Below are 20,612 nucleotides of genomic sequence, written 5' to 3' on the forward strand. Positions count from 1 at the left end.
ACCGTGAACGGGGTGGTTCCGCAAGCACAACGGCGCACATTGGCGGAGCTCGACGAAAAGCTCAATTTCTCGGTGGGGGACCGAGATTCGAAGCGATCCGCCTTCTGGGTGATGCTGACGCTGTCTGCCGTGATCGCCGTGGCCGGTGTCGTGGGCGATTCCACGGCAACCGTCATCGGAGCGATGATCGTCGCTCCCTTGTCGACGCCGATTCTCGGGGTCGGGTTGGGCATCACAACTGGCCAAGGCGCTTTGGTGGGGCGGAGCCTGGTCTATGTCGTCGGTGGTATCTGCCTCGTCGTCGTATTGGGTGTCGCGTTCGCTCAGGTATTGCCGAATCCCTCCAACGTGCTGACCAATTCCCAAGTGCTTGGGCGTACTTCGCCGACGTTGATGGACTTGACGGCAGCACTTGCGACCGGTTTGGTCGGGGCCATCGCGATCGCGCGCAAGGATGTCGGCGACGTACTTCCCGGTGTTGCCATCGCAATTTCGCTTGTCCCACCGTTGGCGGTGGTAGGTGTCTGTCTCGGCTCGGGGTCACCGAGTTTGGCGGTGGGCGCGTTTGTACTGTTCGCATCGAACGTGGTTGCCATGATCATCACTGCGACAGGCGTGTTCGTCGCAGCTGGGTACGCGCGCGACGCCGGGATCTTGAAGACGTCGCGGCGGCGGGCATACCTCGTGCTTGCCGCTCTGTTGATCGTCGTCGCGATTCCGATGGTCGGCAACTCCCTGTCGTCGTTGTGGGCGAGGCAGATCGGGAGCGCGGCGCAACAGTGGCTCTCAGACACTCCGGGAGCCGAGGTCACCGATGTCACCTGGCAGGGCAGTACCGCCACCATCGACGTGCTCGGCCCGGAAACCCTTCCCCCACTGGATGAACTGGAGGCATCGATCGACGCACTGATTCCGTGGAACCCGGACGTTCAGATCGTCCATACCGTCGGGACGAGGATCGCGGCTGGGTAACCGTGATCAATCGGTGGCCGTCACGCGTCGAATGTCGGTCGGCAATTCATCGGTGGCTTCAGTCGAGGCGCTCGATCAAGTGACGTAGAAGGACGGTGTCAGGTATTCGCCGTCCTGAACGGCCTTGCTCGGGCCGTACATTCGCATGATGAGGTAGGCGTCTTTCTCCGGAATGGGTAGGAAGTTCGGATTCTCTGCGTTGGCGTCGACGTCCGCGCTCAGCACGATCGTAAAGTAACCGTCGTCGTCCATGATCAGCGTGCGATCGCCGCGACTGTGACGATTGATCGCATTGTGCGCCATCAAGCGATCGTCAGAACCATAGACGGTGAACGACCAGAATTCGCTCACCTCCGGAGGGAGAAGGCGCGCACGGTACGTCTTGCCATGCGCGCCGTTGATCGGTTGCCCGTCGGAGCCTGACTCGACCTTGACGTACACCGACTCGACCGGTGGCAGCCCCCACTGGCCGAGATACGTTCCCTCGGCGAAGAGATCGCGCGGCCCGTCCTGAAGGTCGGCCCGTGTGCCCAGCAGCTTTCCCGCGTTCGTCATCTCAGGCGCGAGATCACGGATATGTGCCATCCCAAGCTGCTCTCCGCGCTCGGCGGCATCCAGTTGCTCAGGTGTGAATTCAGTTTTCCCCGGCTCCAAACCGATGTCGTGGTACTTCGTCAGCCATTCCGCATCTGCTCGGGCCATTGAACCGGCAGCCAGGACAAAGTTGGTGCGCGCGAGCCAGTTCGTCGATTTCGGATCGGGATAGTCGCGGATTGGTTGCCCCGGGCCAGACACCCCGAGGAACACCGACAGCGTTTCCAACTTCCACTGGTCCTGGAGGTTTCGGGCCGCCTCGAGGTCGTCGCCGCCGGTAGTCATGATGCGGGCCATGACCTTGATCAGATCGGACTCGGAGCGCACAACCTCGTCGACCCCGTCCGGAATGTCACCGTCCCACACACCACTGGCGAACAGGAAGCGTCCTCCTCGCGCACCCCGCGTTCGAGATCCGATCATGGCGTTGGTGTAATGACCGAGGTCCATCGTGTGCAGGATCCAGTACCGCCCCTCGTCGAAGTCCGGGACGGTCACAACCACAGGTTCGGCACCGACATCGAACCATCCCTGCAGGTGCAGTGTGTCGTTGTTGATCGACGGGTGCGCCGTATAGGTGTCATCTGCCAGGTCTCGCAACAGTTGGAACTCGTTTACAGCGCGCCCAGGCTCGATGGTCGTCTCGAACAGGAACTTGTACGCCTCGTCGATCGAATAGGCGTAGAGATACGCATCCCTGGCAAGTTCTCCGGAAATCGTCACGCCAACCACATCCTCGGCTTCGTCATCGAACGGTCACCCGATCCTCGAATCGTGTCCCGGTCTCGAATTGCGGCACAACATGAAACGACAGTCGGCGGAAGAAGTCACTCCCGGACTCGCATCGGTGTTGTCCTCGGGAATACGAGATGACCATACCCCCGAAGCCCGTGTCTACTACCACGTCGATGCTCATGCACGCGATGTTCACCCGTAGTAGGTGAAGTGCATGCGATCTCGGCATTACAGACTGTCGATGTGGTCATGGCATCGCATTGGCTATCGGAGTTCGGGCTACAGGTGAAATGTGCGAGGCCCCTCTGACTGAGTCCATCTGTCCTCCGCCGAACTAAGGGAGATCATGCGCATACTGATACTCGGTGGTGACGGATTCTGCGGTTGGCCGAGCGCACTGCATCTTTCGGCGCACGAGCATCAGGTGACCATCGTCGACAGTTTTGTTCGTCGTCGAATCGACGACGAACTGCGGGTGCAGTCGCTGACCCCGATTTCGACTCTCTCCGAGCGTGTGCGGGCCTGGTCGGAAGTGACCGGCCGAAGAATCGACGTCGTCGAATTCGATCTGGCCCACGAGTACGACGTCTTACTCGATGTCCTCAGCAAGGTTCGTCCGGAGGTGATCGTGCACTTCGCGGAACAGCGCGCTGCTCCGTACTCGATGAAATCGCCGGAACTCAAGCGCTACACCGTCGACAACAATCTCAACGCAACTCACAACCTGCTTGCCGCGGTGGTTCAGGCCGGCCTCGACGCCCATGTAGTTCATCTCGGGACGATGGGCGTCTACGGATACGAGTCGGTGCCGGTAGATCTGCCCGAAGGCTATCTGACCGTGAGTTACCCGGACCGAGACGGACATCTTCATTCACGCGAAATTCTGTACCCGACGGCGCCCGGTAGCGTTTACCACCTCACCAAGTCCTTGGACCAGTTGCTGTTCCAGTTCTACGCACGCAACGACGGCGTGCGGATCACCGACCTCCACCAGGGCATCGTCTGGGGCACGCAGACGGACGAGACAGCGCTCGATTCCCGATTGATCAACCGCTTCGACTACGACGGTGATTTCGGAACGGTGCTGAACCGCTTTCTGGTTCAAGCGGCGCTCGGTCATCCCTTGACCGTGCACGGGACCGGAGGGCAGACTCGGGCCTTCATCAACATTCGTGACACAGTGCGGTGCATACGATTAGCCGCAGAATCCGGGGACGCCGTCGACGGCCGGGTACGCGTGATGAACCAGGTGACCGAAACTCACCGCGTCTCCGATCTGGCACGCCTGGTCGCCGAGACGATCGGCGCGCGCATCAGTGAGGTCCCGAACCCCCGCGCCGAGGCTGATGAAAACCTGCTCAGTGCACGCAACGATCACTTGCTCGGCCTCGGTCTGGAGCCGACTCGGCTGGACGCCGGACTGCTGCAGGAGTCGGTGGAAATCGCACAGAAGTATGCAGATCGGGTCGATGTGAGCCGAATACCGTCCACCTCGTACTGGAACAGCGCAAGGAGATCATCTGCCGCAGGAGGCGACGCATGAAAGACGACACAGATGGCCCGGGCGCAGATCCATCTGATGGCAAGCCGGGCTCGGGAGCGAAAGATGCCGAACCCGAGTACTTTCCGGGTGAACGTGGCCGTTCGGTTCCACGATCGGCATGGTGGGTACTTGCGGCCGCCGTCGTACTCTTGCTGGTGTTCGTGTTCGTGCGGCCGTTGTGGTTCACGCGCGACGTCGACGACAACAGCCTCGATGTTCCGGCGGATCGTCACTACACCAAGTCGCTGTCGGGAGCGGGATTCGACGACGGCGTCTGGCTCACCGACGATTCGCCGTCGACGAGTTTCGACGTCACCTTCCCGGTCGATTCGGCGCGGGAACAGACCCGACTGCGATTGACCGGGACGTCGCAGGTGGCCCGGGACAGTGTCGTATTCCTGATCGTGAGGATGGACGGTCAGCAGGTCTACAAGAGTGAGTTGGACACGGGGGAAACCGGATTGGACGTCATGGTCGACGTTCCGGAGCAGTTGTCGAGCGACGGACAGGTGCGCGTACAGGTGCAGGTACAAGGGACCCTCGACAACCGGACCTGCACACCCGACCACGCGGCCGGAATGCAGGTGCACCTGGACCCCACCAGCGTCGTAGAAGCGGCCTTGTCGGAACCTGTACACACAGTTCGCGACGCCGTCGTCTCCTGGGATCGTCGACTCACCGTGGTCCTGGTCGATCAGAGTGACCAGTGGCGAACCGCCGCAGCACAAATGGGAATCGCGTTGACCCGAGCAGGGTACGAGGTGACGTACTCGGACCGGTTGCCAGGCGACGGCGATGAAAACGTGGTGATGGTGGGCCCGACGGACGCACTCGTCGATCAGGGCTGGTCTGCCCCGGAAGGACAAGCTGAGTCCATCACGCTCGGAAAGGCCGAGGGCACAGCGGTGGTGGCGATGACCCAACCGAACGGTGACTTGATTTCGAGATTTCTCACGACTCCGATTGTGTCCACGGCCGATTCAGAAGGGAGCGATCCGCAAGCGCTCGTGACAAAACCGTTGAGCGGCAACGACGTGGCTCTCGATGCACTCGGCGGTGACACGTCCGTCGTGCAGGTCACCGAAAACCATCGGTGGCGCATCGGGTACTCACTCGCCGATCTACCCGGCGGGCGTCTACCGCAATCAGTTCGGGTCGGGATGCAACTCCCGGCGTCTCCCGACGACCTCACCTGGATTCTCAACGTTCAACTCAACGATCAGTTGGTCGACAGTCGCCGCCTCGATCGCGCGACCTCGGTGGAGACTGTGATCCCTTTGCCGACGTCGCAGCTACTGGAAAACACCCTGACCCTCAGCATCCAGCGTGACCGTGATCTGGGTGGCTGCGATGTGCGAGTGACCACGTACCCGATGCAACTCGAAACAACTTCTGCTCTTGTGCTCGGGGATGACCCGGGGATCGGATTCACGGCCGTACCGCGAACGCTTGCGCCAGGATTCGCCGTTTATCGACCCGATGCTTCGAGCGTGAGCGCAGTGGACGAACTCAACGCAGTCGTCCCGGTGCTGACGAAGTTCATTCCGAATGGGTACGACCCGGAGTTTCTCTGGAATTCCCAACCGGCATCGGGTCAGCCATTCGTGCTGATCGGGCAAAGCCCGGAAGTGAATCCACCGGTGCGCATCGACAATGGACGAATTCTGGCCGGCCCTGAGCAATCCGCCCTCGACATTTCCTCGTTCGACAACGGCATGGTGGTCGAAACTGCCACCAGTACAACAGGTACCGGGGGACTCGCCATTCAGTTTGTCGGGGAACCCGGTAAGATTCCGGTACCGCCGTTCGGGACGGAATCCGCTCGACTGATGACGGCTCAGGGCAGCGTCATCGTGAACGCCGACGGCACAACGGGTCCCGGCGCTCCGGCACGTGCGAACGGACCCCGGTGAGTGGGGGAGTGCGATGACTGACGCTTTGCGTGCTCCTGACGAGGACCGTGCGCTGGTCGATCATTTCCGGTCTGTCGACAGCGCGCCGGCCGACTACGCCGTCGATCGGCCGTCGAGCGGGACCAACGGATTTCTGATCACCTTTGCCGGGTTGTCGATCATCGTCATGTGCATCCGAACATTCCTCGTACATTCAGGTTTGACCGACATGCCGCGAGACCTGGTCATCTTTTCGGAGGGACGAGGGAAGGTCGTCTTCCCTCTGCGGCTGTTTCTGATCATGTTCTTCTTCACCTACGCACTCTGCGCCTACTCGAACATCTGGCGCAGAGTATTCCTCGCCTTCTCCCTGCTGGGTAAGTACGCGTTGTTCTGCGTCGCGGTCGACACTGTGGCGTGGTTGCTCCACAACGCCGGGATCATCTCCATCTCCGTCTTCGGAGCTCAGATGATCTCCGGGCTGATCGCCCTCGCGATCTTCCCTCACACCATCCTCCGTCAGGCACAACTTCCCCCGCAGGGGCCGCTGCCACTCGACCCGCGAATACCGCTGAGCGCGTTCCTGAAACTGTCAGGATGCCTGGTACTGGCGATCGCTGGAGCCGCGATCGCATTGCACGTCCTGTACGACCTCGTCGACCTCCTCAAGAGTTGGGCAATTCTCGGAGGTATCGGTGCCGGAGTTTTCCTCATGCAGCAACTCCTGGCGATCTCGACGGCACTGCTCGGAGTACGTGCGCTGAAGAAGTCGCGCGGTCACGAGTTCTCGCCGCCTACGGCAATTCTTGTTCCGGCTCACAACGAGGCGCACGATATCGCCGCTACCATCGCTGCCGTCGACACCGCAGCGCGAACATACCCGGGACGAATCCACCTCTACGTCGTAGACAATGCCTCCACCGACAACACACACGAAGTCGCAGAACAGATCATTGCTGAATGCAGCTTCATCACCGGTACCGTCCTCGACTGCCCGACACCGGGCAAGGCAATCGCACTCAATATGGGAATCGACCACATCACCGAAGAGTTCGTAGCCAGGATCGACGCTGACACTGTCATCGGCCCGGGTTGCCTCGAGACAGCGATGCGACATTTCGCGAACCCGCGCGTCGGCTGCGTCGGTGGGATCCCCATGCCGCGCGAGGAAAAGACCTGGATCGACAAGTGTCGCCTGATCGAGGTGTACATGCGCCACGGCTTCTTCCAGGTCTCGCTCGACGGGTATCAGGGCGTCATGGGCATTCCCGGGATGTTCGCGGTCTATCGGCGGAGCCAGTTGATCAAGGTAGGCGGCATGGTGCAGGGGATGAACGGCGAAGACACCGACATTTGCATGCGGCTGACCGCCGCCGGCTACCACAGTGTGGCGGATCCGAAAGCTGTGTACTACAGCGAGACTCCGGCGTCCTACGCGCACCTACTCGAGCAGCGAACCCGGTGGTTTCGCAGTATCTACCACCTCGCGGCGCGCAACCGGGCGCTGCTCCTGGATCGGCAGACGATGATCGGAACGTTCGTGTTGCCGTTCAACCTGGTCAACGCCGCACGCCGAGCGATGCTGGCGCCACTGCTCATTTTCGCCTGTATCGCCGGAATCGCATTCCAATCGACATTCACGACTCTGCAATGGCAACCTATCGTCGCGACATTGTTGGGTATGTCGATGATCATGACGGTCGTCGTGTGCCTGGTCTGGCGGCCGAGTTCGGTCAAGTACGTTCCCGCCTACCTCGTCTTCCGTCTGCTTCGCAGCTACTTCACACTCGGATCGACACTGAGCCTGATCTATCCGCCGATACACCCGCGACTGCAACACCCCCGCCTGCGTCGATCACGAGGCCGTCGCAGATCGAAGGAAGCTCGTTTCTCCGTTCGCGGGTCAGACGCATTGGTCACGAACATCATTCACCCGTAGAAGGTGAGGCGAAGACGACCGCAGCGCGCCAAAATGTCGGTATGGCTACGACATCGAACGCGGCATCCGAGACCATCATTCGTCAGCAGAAGGCGCTCCTCGGGAGTCTGCCGTTCGCCGATACACAGGATTTCGACGACGCCACTCGCGGGCTTGTTGCTCGCCGTCAACCGAACGCGGTGACCGCCGAAGACGGAACAGTTCTCTGGGACAACGACACCTACTCGTTCCTCGAAGGGGATGCACCCGAGACTGTGAATCCCAGTCTGTGGCGGCAGTCGAAACTCGCCGCGATCGACGGATTGTTCGAAGTAGTCCCGGGCATCTATCAGGTCCGCGGAATGGACTTGTCGAACACGTCTTTCATCGAAGGCGACGAGGGGGTAGTTGTCATCGACACCCTCCTGTCTGCCGAAACGGGAAAGGCGGCGCTCGAACTCTATCGACAACATCGGGGAGATCGGCCGATCAAGGCGATCGTCTACACTCACTCACACGTCGATCACTTCGGTGGTGTGAAGGGATTCGTCACGCAGGAGGAAGTCGACGGCGGGAGCGTGAAAATCTTTGCGCCGGAGGGATTCGTCGAGCACGCGGTCTCCGAAAACGTGTATGCGGGTACCGCGATGGGACGACGTGCGGGTTACATGTACGGTGCCGCACTGGCCAGGGGTCCGCAGGGACAAGTCGGTGGAGGTCTGGGACAGACTGTGTCGGTCGGAACCGTCACTCTCATCGCGCCGACCGATATCGTCACCACCACCGGACACGAAGAGACCGTCGACGGTGTCCGCATGATCTTCCAGATGGCACCTGATACCGAAGCACCGTCGGAAATGTTGATCTACCTTCCCGGCTTCAAAGCTCTGTGTGCAGCCGAAGACGCCACCCACAACTTCCACAATCTCTTGACCCTACGCGGCGCTGTTGTGCGTGATCCTCACGGTTGGTCGCAATACCTCACCGAAACCATCGACATGTTCGGTGACGACGTCGAAGTTGTCTTCGCCTCGCACCACTGGCCGACTTGGGACAACGACCGCGTCGTCGAATTCCTTGCCACGCAGCGTGATCTGTACGCCTACGTCCACGATCAGACGCTGCGCATGATCAACAAAGGTCTCACCGGACCTGAAATCGCCGAAGAGATCCAGTTGCCACCGTCGCTCGAGAATGCCTGGAGCGCAAAAGGTTACTACGGTTCGATCAGCCACAATGTGAAGGCGATCTATCAACGCTATCTCGGTTGGTTCGACGGCAACCCGGCCAGTCTGTGGGAACACACTCCGGTTGAGCAATCCATTAGGTACGTCGAATTCATGGGTGGCGCCGACGCAGTGGTCACCAAAGCGCGTGATTCGTTCGACGCCGGCGACTACCGTTGGGTCGCACAGGTACTCAATCACGTCGTGTTCTCGGAGCCTGGTCACGCCGGAGCCAAAGCGCTGTTGGCCGACACCTACGAACAGCTCGGCTACGGTGCGGAGAACGGCACCTGGCGCAACTGGTATCTCTCCGGTACCACAGAACTGCGTGGTGGCCAGTTCGGCACCCCCACCGAAACCACCGCCCCGGATGTAATCGCGCAGCTGACACCTGCAATGTTGTTCGACGCCATAGCGATTCAAGTTGACGGTCCGAGTGCCTGGAATGAACGACTGTCCATCGACGTCGTGCTGACCGATGTCGACGAACGCTACCGATTGCGGCTCGCCAACGGAGTCCTGACCTACAGTGCGCACAGTCAAAAGGATCCTGCGGACGCGATCCTGTCCACGACCAAACGATCGCTGCCTGCGTTGGCTCTCGGCGGATTGTCCGCCGAAGGGCTTGCCGATGCCGGCATCGCGCTCACCGGGGACGAGTCGGTTCTGGCGCGACTTGCCGCGGTGTTGGATCCCGGCGACAAGAACTTCGCGATCGTGACTCCCGACTGACGGCGTACTCGATTGCCCGGATCAGGCGATAACGCGAATCGGCCACTGGCCGTGGACGTCTCCTACGTCCCGGCCCTGGCTGAGTAGGTACTCGGCGAAATCACGCTGGCGCTCGGCGTGCCAATCGGCTTGATCGACCATGAGATCGAGCCCCAGGAGGTCGGGGAACCGCACGGCCAACTCGCGGGCCAACGCCGCCGCCGCTTTGGCATCGGCCTCGGCTTCGTGCGCCGACTCCAATGAAATTCCGTAGTGCTCGCACACGGCCGCAAGCGTTCGCTTGCCCTTGCGGAACGTATCCATCGCCCGATCGATCACGTACGGATCAATCACCAACCCGGGAACGAATGCGGGCTTGCCGATGCGCAGACCCTCGGCATGCATGACCGTCAGATCATAGGAGGCATTGAACGCCACGACGGCGTGATCGCGCGCCCAGGAATTATGCAGAGCATCGCGAATCTCTTCGTAGCCCTCGGCGTAGTTCTGGCCGTGCCGCGCCGCGTACTCGGTGCTGATTCCGTGAATAGCCGAAGCGTCGGCGGGGATATCGACGCCGGGATCGAGTAACCACGTGCGTGTTTCGACATTCGAACCGTCGATGACCGCGACGCAGGCACTGACGATGCGAGCATTCGACGGATTCCGCCCCGTGGTCTCGAGGTCGAACGCGCAGATCGGGCGATCGGACCAGCTACTCATCGGGGGCCTTTCGGTGCAGAACGTCATGTCCGAATCACTATGCACCTCCCTACCGACAGAAACGACGAACAGCCACCTCCGCCGGGTGAAGGTGGAGGTGGCTGCTGCGTGACTGTGTGGACCTACAGAGTCTCGGTTCCGACCGTGAAGCGATCCATGACGTCTTCACGTGGAGTCACACCGAAGCCCGGTCCCTGCGGCACGGCGATGTGGCCGTCCTCGATGACAAACGGTTCGGTGATGTCCTCCTTGTAGAAGCGATCGGACGCCGAGATGTCGCCGGGCAGCGTGAACCCGTCCAGCGCCGCGAGGGCCGCGTTGGCGGCGCGGCCGATTCCGGTCTCGAGCATTCCGCCGCACCACACCGCAATACCGTGTGCCGAGGCGAGATCGTGGATGCGCTTGGCTTCCAGATATCCACCGACACGGCTCGGCTTGATGTTGATGACCGAAGCGGCACCGAGCGTGATGGCATCCGCCGCATCCTTGGCCGACTCGACCGACTCGTCGAGGCAGATCGGAGTCGAGAGGGACTGGGCGAGCTTGGCGTGCTGCACCAAATCGTCCTCGGCCAGCGGCTGTTCGATGAGGAGCAGTGCGAATTCGTCCAGGCGACGGAGCAACTGCGCGTCGACGAGGGTGTACGCGGCATTCGCGTCGACCTGTAGAGGAACGTCGTAGCCGAACTCCTTGCGCACCGCAGCCACGGGAGCGATGTCCCAGCCCGGCTTGATCTTCAGCTTGATTCGCACGTACCCCTGCGACAGATAGTTGCCGACGGTCTCTAGCAGCTGAGGGATGCTGTCCTGGATGCCGACGGACACTCCCGAGGGAACTCGCGTGCGAGTGGCACCGAGGTACCGAGCGAAAGACTGTCCGCGAGCGCGCAATTCAGCATCGAGAATTGCCATTTCGATAGCCGACTTGGACATCTGGTGACCCACGATGTGGTGAAGTACGCTGCCGACAGTCTCGGCGGTGAGCGGCTGATCCGACTGCGACTTACGTAGCGTCGGAACGAGATACTCGCGAAGCATCGCCCGAGCACCAGCTGTGTATTCGGAGTTGTAGTACGGATCGCTGAGCGAGCCGCACTCGCCCCAGCCGATAGTCTCCACCGGGCCATTAGGGCCGTCGGTGGTACCGCTCACCTTCAGGACGAGGGTGTTGCGCTCGAGCTGGGTGCTGAATGACGTGGTGAAGGGGGAGACGAGAGGGATGCGCAGTTCGCGCAATTCGACGGACTCAATGTGCATGGACTTGCTCTTCTCCGGTTGTCTCGCAGATTTTCGTGAACGTGTAATAGCCGCTGGGGTCGAAGCCGGTCGATTGCCATTCCTTCGAGGCGATCAGTGGTTCGAGGTACTCGCGAAGCGCGTGTCGCCAGGCAAAGGCAGAGGCGCGGTCGACTGTTCTCAGATGCTCGATGTCTCGGGGTATTCCGACTGCGATATCGATGCAGTCGGGTGGGATCGGGAGCATTCGAGGCGTACCGTCCTCGGTGGGTTGAAGCACCTTGAATGTATCATTCACGGCCACAGCAGAACTCGGAGATCCATCGACGTCGAGATCCCAACTGACGAGCATACGATCGCTGGCGTCGCCTGCGTTGATGCCGTCTGCCATCGAACCGTAGAAATCCGGGTTGTATTCGGTCGGTGCGGCACCGAGACGCTGAATGTTGAAATAGGCATTTCGTGCGACCAGTGGATCGAAGGTCCACCGGATCGTCCTGACACCGCGCTCGATGCACCAGTCTCGCTGATGATGCTTGAGGGCGCGGCCGATTCCCTTGCCTGCGTGTCCCGGTAGTACTCCGGCGATGTGTGAGTGCAGAACCTCGCCGAGAGGCTCGACGAAGAATCCGACACAACCACCGATCATTTCGCCTTCGGAAAAGGCTCCCACCACGTAGTGACCACCGTGATGAAGCGCAACCAACATCGCCGTGCCGAAATGAGCCGGTCCGGGACTGGTAGCCCAGATCTCGTCGAAAACGGCAGATAGATCGGCTATTTCGCGATTGTCGACCAGCTCTCGAAACTCAACCGCTTTGCTTTTCGACACGAGGGCCCCCTTCAGACGTGATCGAACGAATAAGGCCCGCAACCAACGCCGTCCTCGGGGCGATAGCGGACACGAGCGCATGCTCGGTCTCGGCGTGTGCACCGCCGCCGACGCCACCGAGGCCGTCGAGGGTGGGGATACCGATACCGGCAGTGAAGTTTCCGTCCGAGGCTCCGCCTACGGCGAGCCCGACGGGAGGAGTCAGATCATGCTCGAGCGCAACACGTTCCGCCAACGCCAGCAACGGTGCGGACATCGTCGCTTCGAGAGGTGGACGGTTGACACCACCCGAGACCGTGACTACGGCTTCGGGGTGGATTGCCTGCAGGGCTCGGATATTCTCATCGACCCGTTCCTGCTCGGCAGCGCTGGTTGCGCGCACGTCCACGTCGACAAAGGCTTCTGCCGGAACGGTGTTGGTCGTAGTTCCGGCTGAAATGACGGTCGGGGTGACGGTGGTTGCCTGCGCCGGCGAGGACAAGTCGTTGATCTCGATCACGAGACGAGCCAGTTCTACTGCAGCGTTGACGCCCTTTTCCGGCTCCAGTCCGGCGTGCGCGGCGCGACCGGCAACATGGATCCGATACAGCGACACTCCCTTGCGGACAGTCTTCAGTTCGCCGCCGTCTCCGCCGGCCTCGAGAACCAGTACCGCGCCCGCCGCGAGGTCCTCGATCAGTGACCGCGACGTGGGCGAACCGATTTCTTCGTCACCGGTGACCAGGAGAGTGATTCCGTCGAGTGCATCGTCGCCGTGCAACTCTCGGACGATGGCGAGGGCGTGGATTGCCTGAACGACACCAAGTTTCATGTCGAGGCCACCCGGACCTCGAAGTGCGCCGTCGGTGACCGCTGCGGGTAGGCGCGTCAGGGTTCCGATCGGCCACACGGTGTCGTGGTGACCGAGCAGCATCAGCCGCGTCGGTGAGCTGCCGAAACGGGTCACCAGATGGGTTCGGCCTTCCGTCACTATCGACTCCGGTGTCACTCCGAGTCGTTCGTGGACAAGGTCTGACGTCCACTTCGCGCTGCGGGCAACAGCTTCGAGATCGTGCGACGGCGACTCGACTTCGATGAGCGCGATGGCGTCCTCGAGGATCTGAGGAAGTTGGCGCTCGGCCAGATCGCGGAGAATGGTCATCGGTTGTTCACTCGCGGATACGCGCGGCTTCCGACGTGTAGCAATTGTGTACTCCCGGTGTCGGAGAAAGTGATCCGGATCCAACCCGCTGATTGAGGTAGTTGGGTCGCGAATACTCCAGGGTGAACTTCGATCAGGCTGAGAGAGACGGACTCTGCGCTTTCGGCGTTGACCGAAGGGTCGATGTGCTCGGTGCGGCGGGCGGTCAGGGAACTCCCGGTCCTTTCCAGGACGAAATCGGCAGCAGCATCGCGGTACAGACCGCACAGCGCATCGAGTTCCTCAGGTGAGGACGTGGTGCGGGTGGCGGGGTCTCCAGGCGAAAATGCCGGTGTCACGGCGACGCCGCCGATGGAACCGATCACCTCGGCGAGAAGGTCGCCCGAGAGAGCGTCCATCGCACCGCCGTTGGCCATCAGGACTACCGCAATGCCGCAGGACGGGACCACCCGCAAGAAGGACTGCTGTCCGAGGGTTCCACCGTTGTGACCATGCGCCAGCACCCCGTCCCAATTGTGCAGCAGCCACGTGGTTCCCATGATGTCTGCAGATGACACCTCTCCGATCTGGCGGCGCTCCTCGAGCATCGCCAGATGGGTGGACCGCTGAAGCAGAATCGGATCCTCGCGCATCGAATCCTGCGCGAACAGAAGAAGGTCCTCGGCGGTGCTGTTGATGAGACCGGCGGGGCCCATCGAGCGAGGGATGAGGAATTGTGGTGTCTGCGCGAGATTGTCGGCACCGCCGACATGCCCGACCGCAGCGCGGTGCAGTGCCGTCTCCTCGGGCAAGGTCGTGGTCTTGGTCAGGCCGAGCGGCTCGATGATCCGCTCACGCAGAACCGCGTCCCAACTCTTGCCTCGGAGAACCTCGATGATTCGTCCGGCGATGACGAAGCCGGTGTTGCAGTACGACCAATCGGTACCGGGTGCGAAGAGCTGCACCGTCGATGTCAGGGCTGCGACGTATCGCTCGACGCAGTCGTCGCCGCGTCCGCCGTCGATGAAGACGTCACCGTCGATGCCACTGGTGTGAGTCAACAGGTGGCGAGTGGTGACTGTTTCGGTGGCTACCGCGTCGGCAACTGCGAAGTCCGGCAAGATGTTCCGGACAGGCGAGTCGAGGTCCAGTAATCCTTCTTCGACGAGTTGCATGATCAGGGTGGCCGTCCAGACCTTGCTGATCGAACCCATCTGGAACAACGTGTCGGGAGTGGCCGCGACACCGGTGCGGGTACTGACGACACCGGACGTCACCACGGTGCGGTCGAAACCGCTGCGGGTAGTGGTCAGAATTCCGAGCGAAGCACCGGGTACCCCGTACTTCGCGCTCAGGGTGTCGAGTCGGTACTGCCAGTAGTCGGGATCGACCGTGGTCAGTGCCGGCGTAGGCGAGAGATGACGTTCGATCCAGTCGACGAGACGGGTGCTGTAATCCAGACGGTGGGAGGGTCGACCCGTCAGCACAAAGGCATGCGACGCGCCCGGGAAGACCACCAGTTCGGTCGGGGTGCCGGCCAAACGCAGTCCACCGAACCACTGTTCTGCCTGGTTGACCGGGCAGCGGACGTCGCTACCGCCGTGAAGTATCAGCGTCGGTGTCGTCACCTGGGAGACTCGCCCCAGCGGCGAAAGTTCCTGTACCCGAGATGACTGCGGGTCGAATTCGACCGTCTGCAGCAAGATGCCTTCGTCCGAGGGGCCCGCCGTGTTCGCGATGTCGCAGACAAGGCCGCCAGCGACTGCGACGGCAAACCGATCGGTGACGGACGTCAGGGCGCACGTCATGAATCCGCCGTAGCTGTAGCCCGTGAGCACCAGTTGCTTCGGATCGGCCATCCCTTCGGCGACAAGGGTTTCGACCGGCTCGAGCAGGTCGGCGCGATCCGCCTCACCCCAACCGTCACGCACACCGTCGAAGAACTTGTTGCCGTAGCCGTCGCTTCCCCGCGGATTGATCATCAAGACCGTGTATCCGAGCGCGACCAGTTCCGCGTGGTACGCGTGCATCGGGGTGGGTGTACCGGTCCAGGCATTGTGTGGTCCGCCGTGGACGTCCAGAACCAGCGGACCGGCGCCCGTGACGTTCGGGTCGCGCAGGATCCAACCCTGAACACGGGTGCCGTCGCTGATGTCGAACCAACGCTCGGAGGCGACTGGAAACGCGACGGAAGTTGTCAGTTCCGTGTTCAATTCGGTGACGGTTTCGACTGCACGAGTCTCGAGGTCGATGACGGCGACCTCACCGAAGGACGTCGCCGTTGCCAGCGCGACGACGGCCTTCCCAGAGGTCAGGGCAAGACCGGAGACCACTGTCTGTTCTCCGGTGAGAAGTGGTGAGACGGAGCCTGATCCGAAATCGACCTTGTGCAGTTCGGTGGAGCCGTGGTTGCGGATGCAGAAGACGATGTCGCCGTCGGCGGTGAAACGCGGTGCGCCACCGGGATAACCGGTCCCGCCAGGCATGACGTTTCGGTCGAGTGCGGATGTCAGACTGCGGTCTTCCACTCGCTGGTCGCGGTGCAGGACAAGAAGTTCGTTGTTGTGAATGATCGGCGTGTGCCAACCGACTGCTACGACGGCGTCGCCGACAGGTGTCCACGTCAGTGGTCCGGCGATGCCGCGTGCGTGCCCCAGCATCCGCGGAGCCGAGGCGAGATCAGTCAGCGATACGGTCCACGCGGAGCTCGCCCGTGTCAGATCGGCATTGCCGTCCATCGCCGCGGTGAAAGCAAGTTCGGTGCCGTCGGGACTGTACGCGGGATGCGAAGCGTCCCAATCGCCGTCCGTCAGTTGCCGAAGCGAGCTGGCGGCCAGATCGAACTCGAACAAGTGCGCCCGAACGCTGCCCCGTACACCGGATCCGTCGACCTTGTAGTTGAGGCGTTTCGCCACCAAGAGGTGTGACGATCCGGCGGCAGTGCGGTCGACCGGGGCACTGAAGGCGATTCGAGCACCGTCGGGAGAGAACACTGGTGCCCCAGCGCCGAGCGGGAGCTGCGCCGTGGTGGTCATCTGAACGGCGGGCCCGCCGGTGGCGTCGACCTTCCACAGTTGCGGTGTGCCCGAGGAATCCGGCCGAACGAAGACCAACAGCGTGGAAACGGGATGCCATGCCGGCGAGGTGTCGGCAGGTCCAGCGGTGAGCTGTAGTTGCGGGGAAGCCAACCAGATCGAGTGCTCGTTGGTATCCGCGGCCGGATTCGCTTCGGTACGTACGTATGCAATGCGTCCCGACGCTGAGACGGCGATGCTGGCCGGTGTGACCACGGACGCGTAATCCTGGATTCTCGCCGAACGACGTTCTTCGGCACGGGCTACGGCAGCGGGGGAGTCGAGAGTGGTCGGCGTTGTCATTGGAACATCGGCTCCCCGAAGGTCGGGATCGCGGACAACAGCTTTGCCGTGTACGGCTCCTTGGGCGAATCGATTACGTCGAGAACCGGCCCGTGCTCGACGATTTCGCCGCCGAGCATGACTGCGACGTGGTCACAGACATAGCGGATCACCGCCAGGTTGTGGCTGACGAACAGAACCGTCAGACCCAGCTGCTTCTGCAAATCCACCAACAGATTCAGAACCGCGCCCTGCACGGACACGTCCAGAGCGGAGGTGATTTCGTCGGCAAGCAGAACTGCCGGTGCGGCTGCCAAAGCCCGCGCGAGGGCAACGCGTTGGCGCTGACCGCCAGACAACGACGACGGGTATTCGTGCGCCTTCTCCACCGGCAGTTGGACGGTGGTGAGGAGTCGAGCCACCTCGGCAGCGCGGTCGCCGCGGCTGCGGCGAGCTTTGTCACGACGCTCGGTGGACCGCAGCGCCTCGGCGAGTGACTGGCCGATGGTCATTCGCGGGTCGAGGCACGAGTACGGATCTTGGAAGACCATCTGGATCCGGTGGCGCAGACGAGCGGTCGCGCCGCGGGCGTGAGCGACGTCCACACCGTCGAGAAGGATCTGGCCGGAACTGGGCTCGGCCAAGCCGACAGTTGCTCGCGCCAGTGTCGACTTTCCGGAACCCGATTCACCGACGAGACCGACCACCGATCCGGAGGGGATGTCGAGATTGATGTTCTTGACGGCGTGGAATTTTTTCGAACCGCTACCGAGGTGGACGTTGACGTCACGGAATTCGAGCCTGCTCATCGGATCTCCTCTGCAACAGCCAACAGTTCTTCCAACTCGATGTCGGCGGTGCTCTCCTCGGCATCGAGGCTCTCCACCTGCCAGGCTTCGTCGACGGTGGCAAGCGGCTTGTCGCGATCGGTGCTCATGGTGGGGACCGCGGCGATCAGCGCGCGGGTGTACGGATGCTTTGCACGACCGGCAATCAGATCGTCGACTGCGATGTCTTCGACGATTTCGCCGGCAAACATGACCAGGACACGGGTGCACATGCCGGTGATGACGGCCATATCGTGCGAGATGAGAAGGATTGCGGCACCGGTTTCTTCGCGAACCTCGTGGAGCAGCCCGAGGACCTCACGCTGAACGGTCACATCGAGCGCAGTGGTGGGTTCGTCCGCGATGATCAGAGCGGGCTTGCCCATCAGACCCATGGCGATCATCGCGCGCTGACGCATACCGCCGGAGAACTCGTGGGGGTACTGCTTCGCACGCCTGGGCGCGTCGGGGATCTTGACGGCGTTCAGTCGCTCGACTGCCGCCTTCTTCGCGTCGACCTTGCTCATACCTTCGTGGAGCCAACCGATCTCGGCGACCTGGTATCCGACCTTGAGAGACGGATTCATGGACGACATCGGATCCTGGAACACCATCGCCATACGTGTGCCGAGTTGGCGGGCAACCTTGCGCGAAGCCGCGTTGTCCGGCCGCTTCCCGTCCTTCATCAGCACGGTGCCGTCGAACTCGATGAGCCCGGCGTCGACCACGGTGGGGTGGTCGGTCAGCTGCGCGATTGCCATGCAACTCAGTGACTTTCCGGAGCCGGATTCACCGACGATGCCCACGGTTTCGCCGCGATGAACTGTAAAACTGATGTTGTCGACGGGGCGACGCCAGTCGTCACCCGCGGGGACTGCGACGGACATGTTGCGGACGGTGAGAACTGCGTCCTCGTCGCTGGGCGCCGAATCGGCCTGGGCAGTTTTCCTGTTGATCGGCTTCCACTTCGGCAGGCGACTGCTGATCGGGCTGCGAACTCCCGCGCCGCGAGCAATGGCCTCGCCGAGCAGCGTGAAGGTCAAGCCGGCGAGCACGACGGCGATGCCGGGGGCAAGTGCGGTGGCCGGGTTGACGAAGATCTTCGACAGACCTTCGTTGAGCATCCGGCCCCAGTCGAATGCAGGCGGCTGAATGCCCAAGCCGAGGAACGAGAGTCCGGCGAAGACCACCAGGCCGCTGCCGACAGCGATGCTGGCATTGACGATGAGTGGTTCACGGATATTGGGGAGAATGTGGCGGAACAGCAGCCCCGGCTTGGTGACCCCGAGGATGCGTGCTGCGTCGATGAAGTCGCGTCCGTTGACCGACGAAGCCAGTGCGTACGTCAACCTCGCGAACGGCGAGGCCAGGGCGAGACCGATGGCGATCACCGCGCTGCCCGCACCCTGTCCGAGAACGACCAACAGGAAGATGGCCAGAAGGAGACCGGGGAACGCGATGGCGAAGTTGAGGAATGCCACGACCATGCGTCCGACCCAGCGGGGTGCGAGCGTCGGGAGCGTACCGAGTATCAGGCCAATTGTGACACCGAGTGCGACGGCTCCGAGAGCCATGAGCACCGACAGTCTCGCGGCGGTCATCGTGCGGGCGAAGACGTCACGCCCGCCGGCGTCGGTGCCGAAGATGTGCTCGGAACTCGGTCCCTGAGAGAGTGCCTTCGGGTTGGCTGCGACAGCGGCGTCACCCCAGATCATCGGTCCGAAGATGACGAGGGCGATCAGAGCGGTCAGGAAGGTGAGGGCCAGGATTCCCAATGGGGTGCGGAACGTTCCGACGATCCAGTGTCGTCGCGGGGGCGTCTTGGGGGCCGCAGTGGGGGCCGTAGGTGAGGTGCTCAACTCAGTTCTCCCGAATTGTGGATCGTGGGTCGATGAGAGCGAGCACCACGTCGACGATGAAATTGATGAGAAGGACGATGGCGCCGTAGATCACGACCAGTGTCTGGGCGAGCGGGTAGTCCTTCTCGGTGATGGACTTGACCAGCGCCATGCCCATGCCGGGCCAGGCGAAGATGCTCTCGATGAGCACGGTGCCGGCAATCAGACCACCCAGGAGGAGTCCGGCGAGCGTCAGCGTCGACGTCATGAGGTTGGGCATTGCATGACGGAAGTAGATTCGTGCCACGGGCATTCGCTTGGCGCGCGCCGTACGGATGTAGTCCATGTCCAACACGCCGAGTGCCTCTGCACGGACGATGCGCGACATCGAGGCGATGGCACCGATCGACATGGCCGCGACCGGGAGGATGTAGCTTTCCGGTCCACCGCGGCCGGCGACGGGCAGAACAGGGAACGTGACGGCAAAGAGGTAGACCAGCGCCGTACCGAACATGAACTCGGGGATCACGGCGATGGTGCCCGACGTTGCGGTGTAACCGATCTCGACTCCGCGTCGTCGACCGTTGCGGGTCAGTGCAGCGAAGATGAGGCCGATCGGAATGCCCAGTAGCAGCACCGTGACCACTGTGAGTACAGCCAGTTCGAGTGTTGCCGGTAGGCGGGACGCGATCACCTCGAAGACCGGAGTCCTCAAGGTGATCGAGTCACCGGGATTCCCGCTCAGCAACCCGCCGACGAATCGGAAGTACTGCTGCCACAAGGGAAGGTCGTAACCGAGCTGAGACCTCGTTGTCTCGACCAGTTCGACCGGTGCGTTCATTCCCAGAGCCAACCGAACCGGGTCGCCCGGAATCAGTTGGAGCATCAGGAACGCCGCAGTCACCAGCGCCCAGAGTGAAATCACGAAGGTGCCGAAACGACGCAGAAGATATGCGGGCCAGCTGTCGGACTCGAGCCACTTTGCTCGAGCCTGAGGCGCCGCTTCTGGTTTCGCGGCTTCAATAGTTTGACTCATGGGCTGTCTTTCCGGAGGGCGGGATGCTGGGGCGGGAAGATATTCAGAGTGGGC

At 61.9% G+C, this 20,612-nt stretch carries 14 protein-coding genes; 5 read left to right on the forward strand and 9 right to left on the reverse strand.

What is annotated here, in order from left to right:
* Positions 1-3: 3 nt before the first annotated feature.
* Positions 4-972 carry a TIGR00341 family protein gene (locus AC3WQS_RS01860; RefSeq protein WP_020909070.1) on the forward strand — a complete coding sequence of 323 codons (969 nt, stop codon included), beginning with the start codon at positions 4-6 and terminating at the stop codon, positions 970-972.
* Between the two features lie 75 nt (positions 973-1,047).
* Here the strand turns inward: AC3WQS_RS01860 and AC3WQS_RS01865 are convergent, their stop codons facing one another.
* On the reverse strand, positions 1,048-2,289 hold the full coding sequence (locus AC3WQS_RS01865; RefSeq protein WP_492713331.1) for a DUF1254 domain-containing protein: 1,242 nt from the start codon (positions 2,287-2,289) through the stop codon (positions 1,048-1,050).
* Between the two features lie 358 nt (positions 2,290-2,647).
* On the opposite strand from AC3WQS_RS01865, the gene AC3WQS_RS01870 reads away from it, so the two are divergent.
* Genes AC3WQS_RS01870 through AC3WQS_RS01885 form a run of 4 tightly spaced genes read left to right on the forward strand, consistent with a single transcriptional unit; the run spans position 2,648 to position 9,612 of the window.
* Positions 2,648-3,844: an NAD-dependent epimerase/dehydratase family protein gene (locus tag AC3WQS_RS01870; RefSeq protein WP_020909067.1), complete on the forward strand. Its 1,197-nt coding sequence runs from the start codon at positions 2,648-2,650 to the stop codon at positions 3,842-3,844.
* Entirely contained in the window at positions 3,841-5,757 is a 1,917-nt protein-coding gene (locus AC3WQS_RS01875) for a hypothetical protein (protein WP_084324836.1), read from the forward strand. The genes AC3WQS_RS01870 and AC3WQS_RS01875 overlap by 4 nt, the downstream gene beginning before the upstream one ends.
* A 13-nt stretch (positions 5,758-5,770) precedes the next feature.
* Entirely contained in the window at positions 5,771-7,675 is a 1,905-nt protein-coding gene (locus tag AC3WQS_RS01880) for a glycosyltransferase family 2 protein (RefSeq protein ID WP_205906830.1), read from the forward strand.
* 41 nt (positions 7,676-7,716) lie between these two features.
* Positions 7,717-9,612 (forward strand): alkyl/aryl-sulfatase, encoded by a 1,896-nt coding sequence (locus AC3WQS_RS01885; RefSeq protein WP_020909064.1) that lies wholly within the window; start codon positions 7,717-7,719, stop codon positions 9,610-9,612.
* A 21-nt stretch (positions 9,613-9,633) separates the two neighbouring features.
* On the opposite strand, the gene AC3WQS_RS01890 is transcribed toward AC3WQS_RS01885, so the two are convergent.
* From AC3WQS_RS01890 to AC3WQS_RS01925, 8 genes are all read right to left on the reverse strand, one after another.
* Positions 9,634-10,314 carry a 3'-5' exonuclease gene (locus AC3WQS_RS01890; RefSeq protein WP_492713330.1) on the reverse strand — a complete coding sequence of 227 codons (681 nt, stop codon included), beginning with the start codon at positions 10,312-10,314 and terminating at the stop codon, positions 9,634-9,636.
* A 122-nt stretch (positions 10,315-10,436) separates the two neighbouring features.
* Positions 10,437-11,570 carry an o-succinylbenzoate synthase gene (gene menC / locus AC3WQS_RS01895; protein ID WP_387403076.1) on the reverse strand — a complete coding sequence of 378 codons (1,134 nt, stop codon included), beginning with the start codon at positions 11,568-11,570 and terminating at the stop codon, positions 10,437-10,439.
* The gene (locus AC3WQS_RS01900; RefSeq protein ID WP_029256203.1) at positions 11,560-12,381 is read right to left on the reverse strand and encodes a GNAT family N-acetyltransferase; all 822 of its coding nucleotides are present in this window, start codon (positions 12,379-12,381) and stop codon (positions 11,560-11,562) included. The genes menC and AC3WQS_RS01900 overlap by 11 nt, the downstream gene beginning before the upstream one ends.
* On the reverse strand, positions 12,359-13,522 hold the full coding sequence (locus AC3WQS_RS01905) for a M20/M25/M40 family metallo-hydrolase (protein WP_134999049.1): 1,164 nt from the start codon (positions 13,520-13,522) through the stop codon (positions 12,359-12,361). The genes AC3WQS_RS01900 and AC3WQS_RS01905 overlap by 23 nt, the downstream gene beginning before the upstream one ends.
* On the reverse strand, positions 13,519-16,878 hold the full coding sequence (locus AC3WQS_RS01910) for a serine hydrolase (RefSeq protein ID WP_492713329.1): 3,360 nt from the start codon (positions 16,876-16,878) through the stop codon (positions 13,519-13,521). Before AC3WQS_RS01910 ends, AC3WQS_RS01905 begins: the two co-directional genes overlap by 4 nt.
* Positions 16,875-17,666 (reverse strand): ABC transporter ATP-binding protein, encoded by a 792-nt coding sequence (locus tag AC3WQS_RS01915; RefSeq protein WP_003940215.1) that lies wholly within the window; start codon positions 17,664-17,666, stop codon positions 16,875-16,877. The genes AC3WQS_RS01910 and AC3WQS_RS01915 overlap by 4 nt, the downstream gene beginning before the upstream one ends.
* Positions 17,663-19,543 carry a dipeptide/oligopeptide/nickel ABC transporter permease/ATP-binding protein gene (locus tag AC3WQS_RS01920; RefSeq protein WP_020909058.1) on the reverse strand — a complete coding sequence of 627 codons (1,881 nt, stop codon included), beginning with the start codon at positions 19,541-19,543 and terminating at the stop codon, positions 17,663-17,665. Before AC3WQS_RS01920 ends, AC3WQS_RS01915 begins: the two co-directional genes overlap by 4 nt.
* Position 19,544: 1 nt before the next feature.
* Complete coding sequence (locus AC3WQS_RS01925) at positions 19,545-20,558, reverse strand: ABC transporter permease (protein WP_019745232.1); 1,014 nt, start codon at positions 20,556-20,558, stop codon at positions 19,545-19,547.
* Positions 20,559-20,612: the final 54 nt, after the last annotated feature.

The sequence above is a fragment of the Rhodococcus sp. FW305-130 genome, assembly GCF_058788335.1.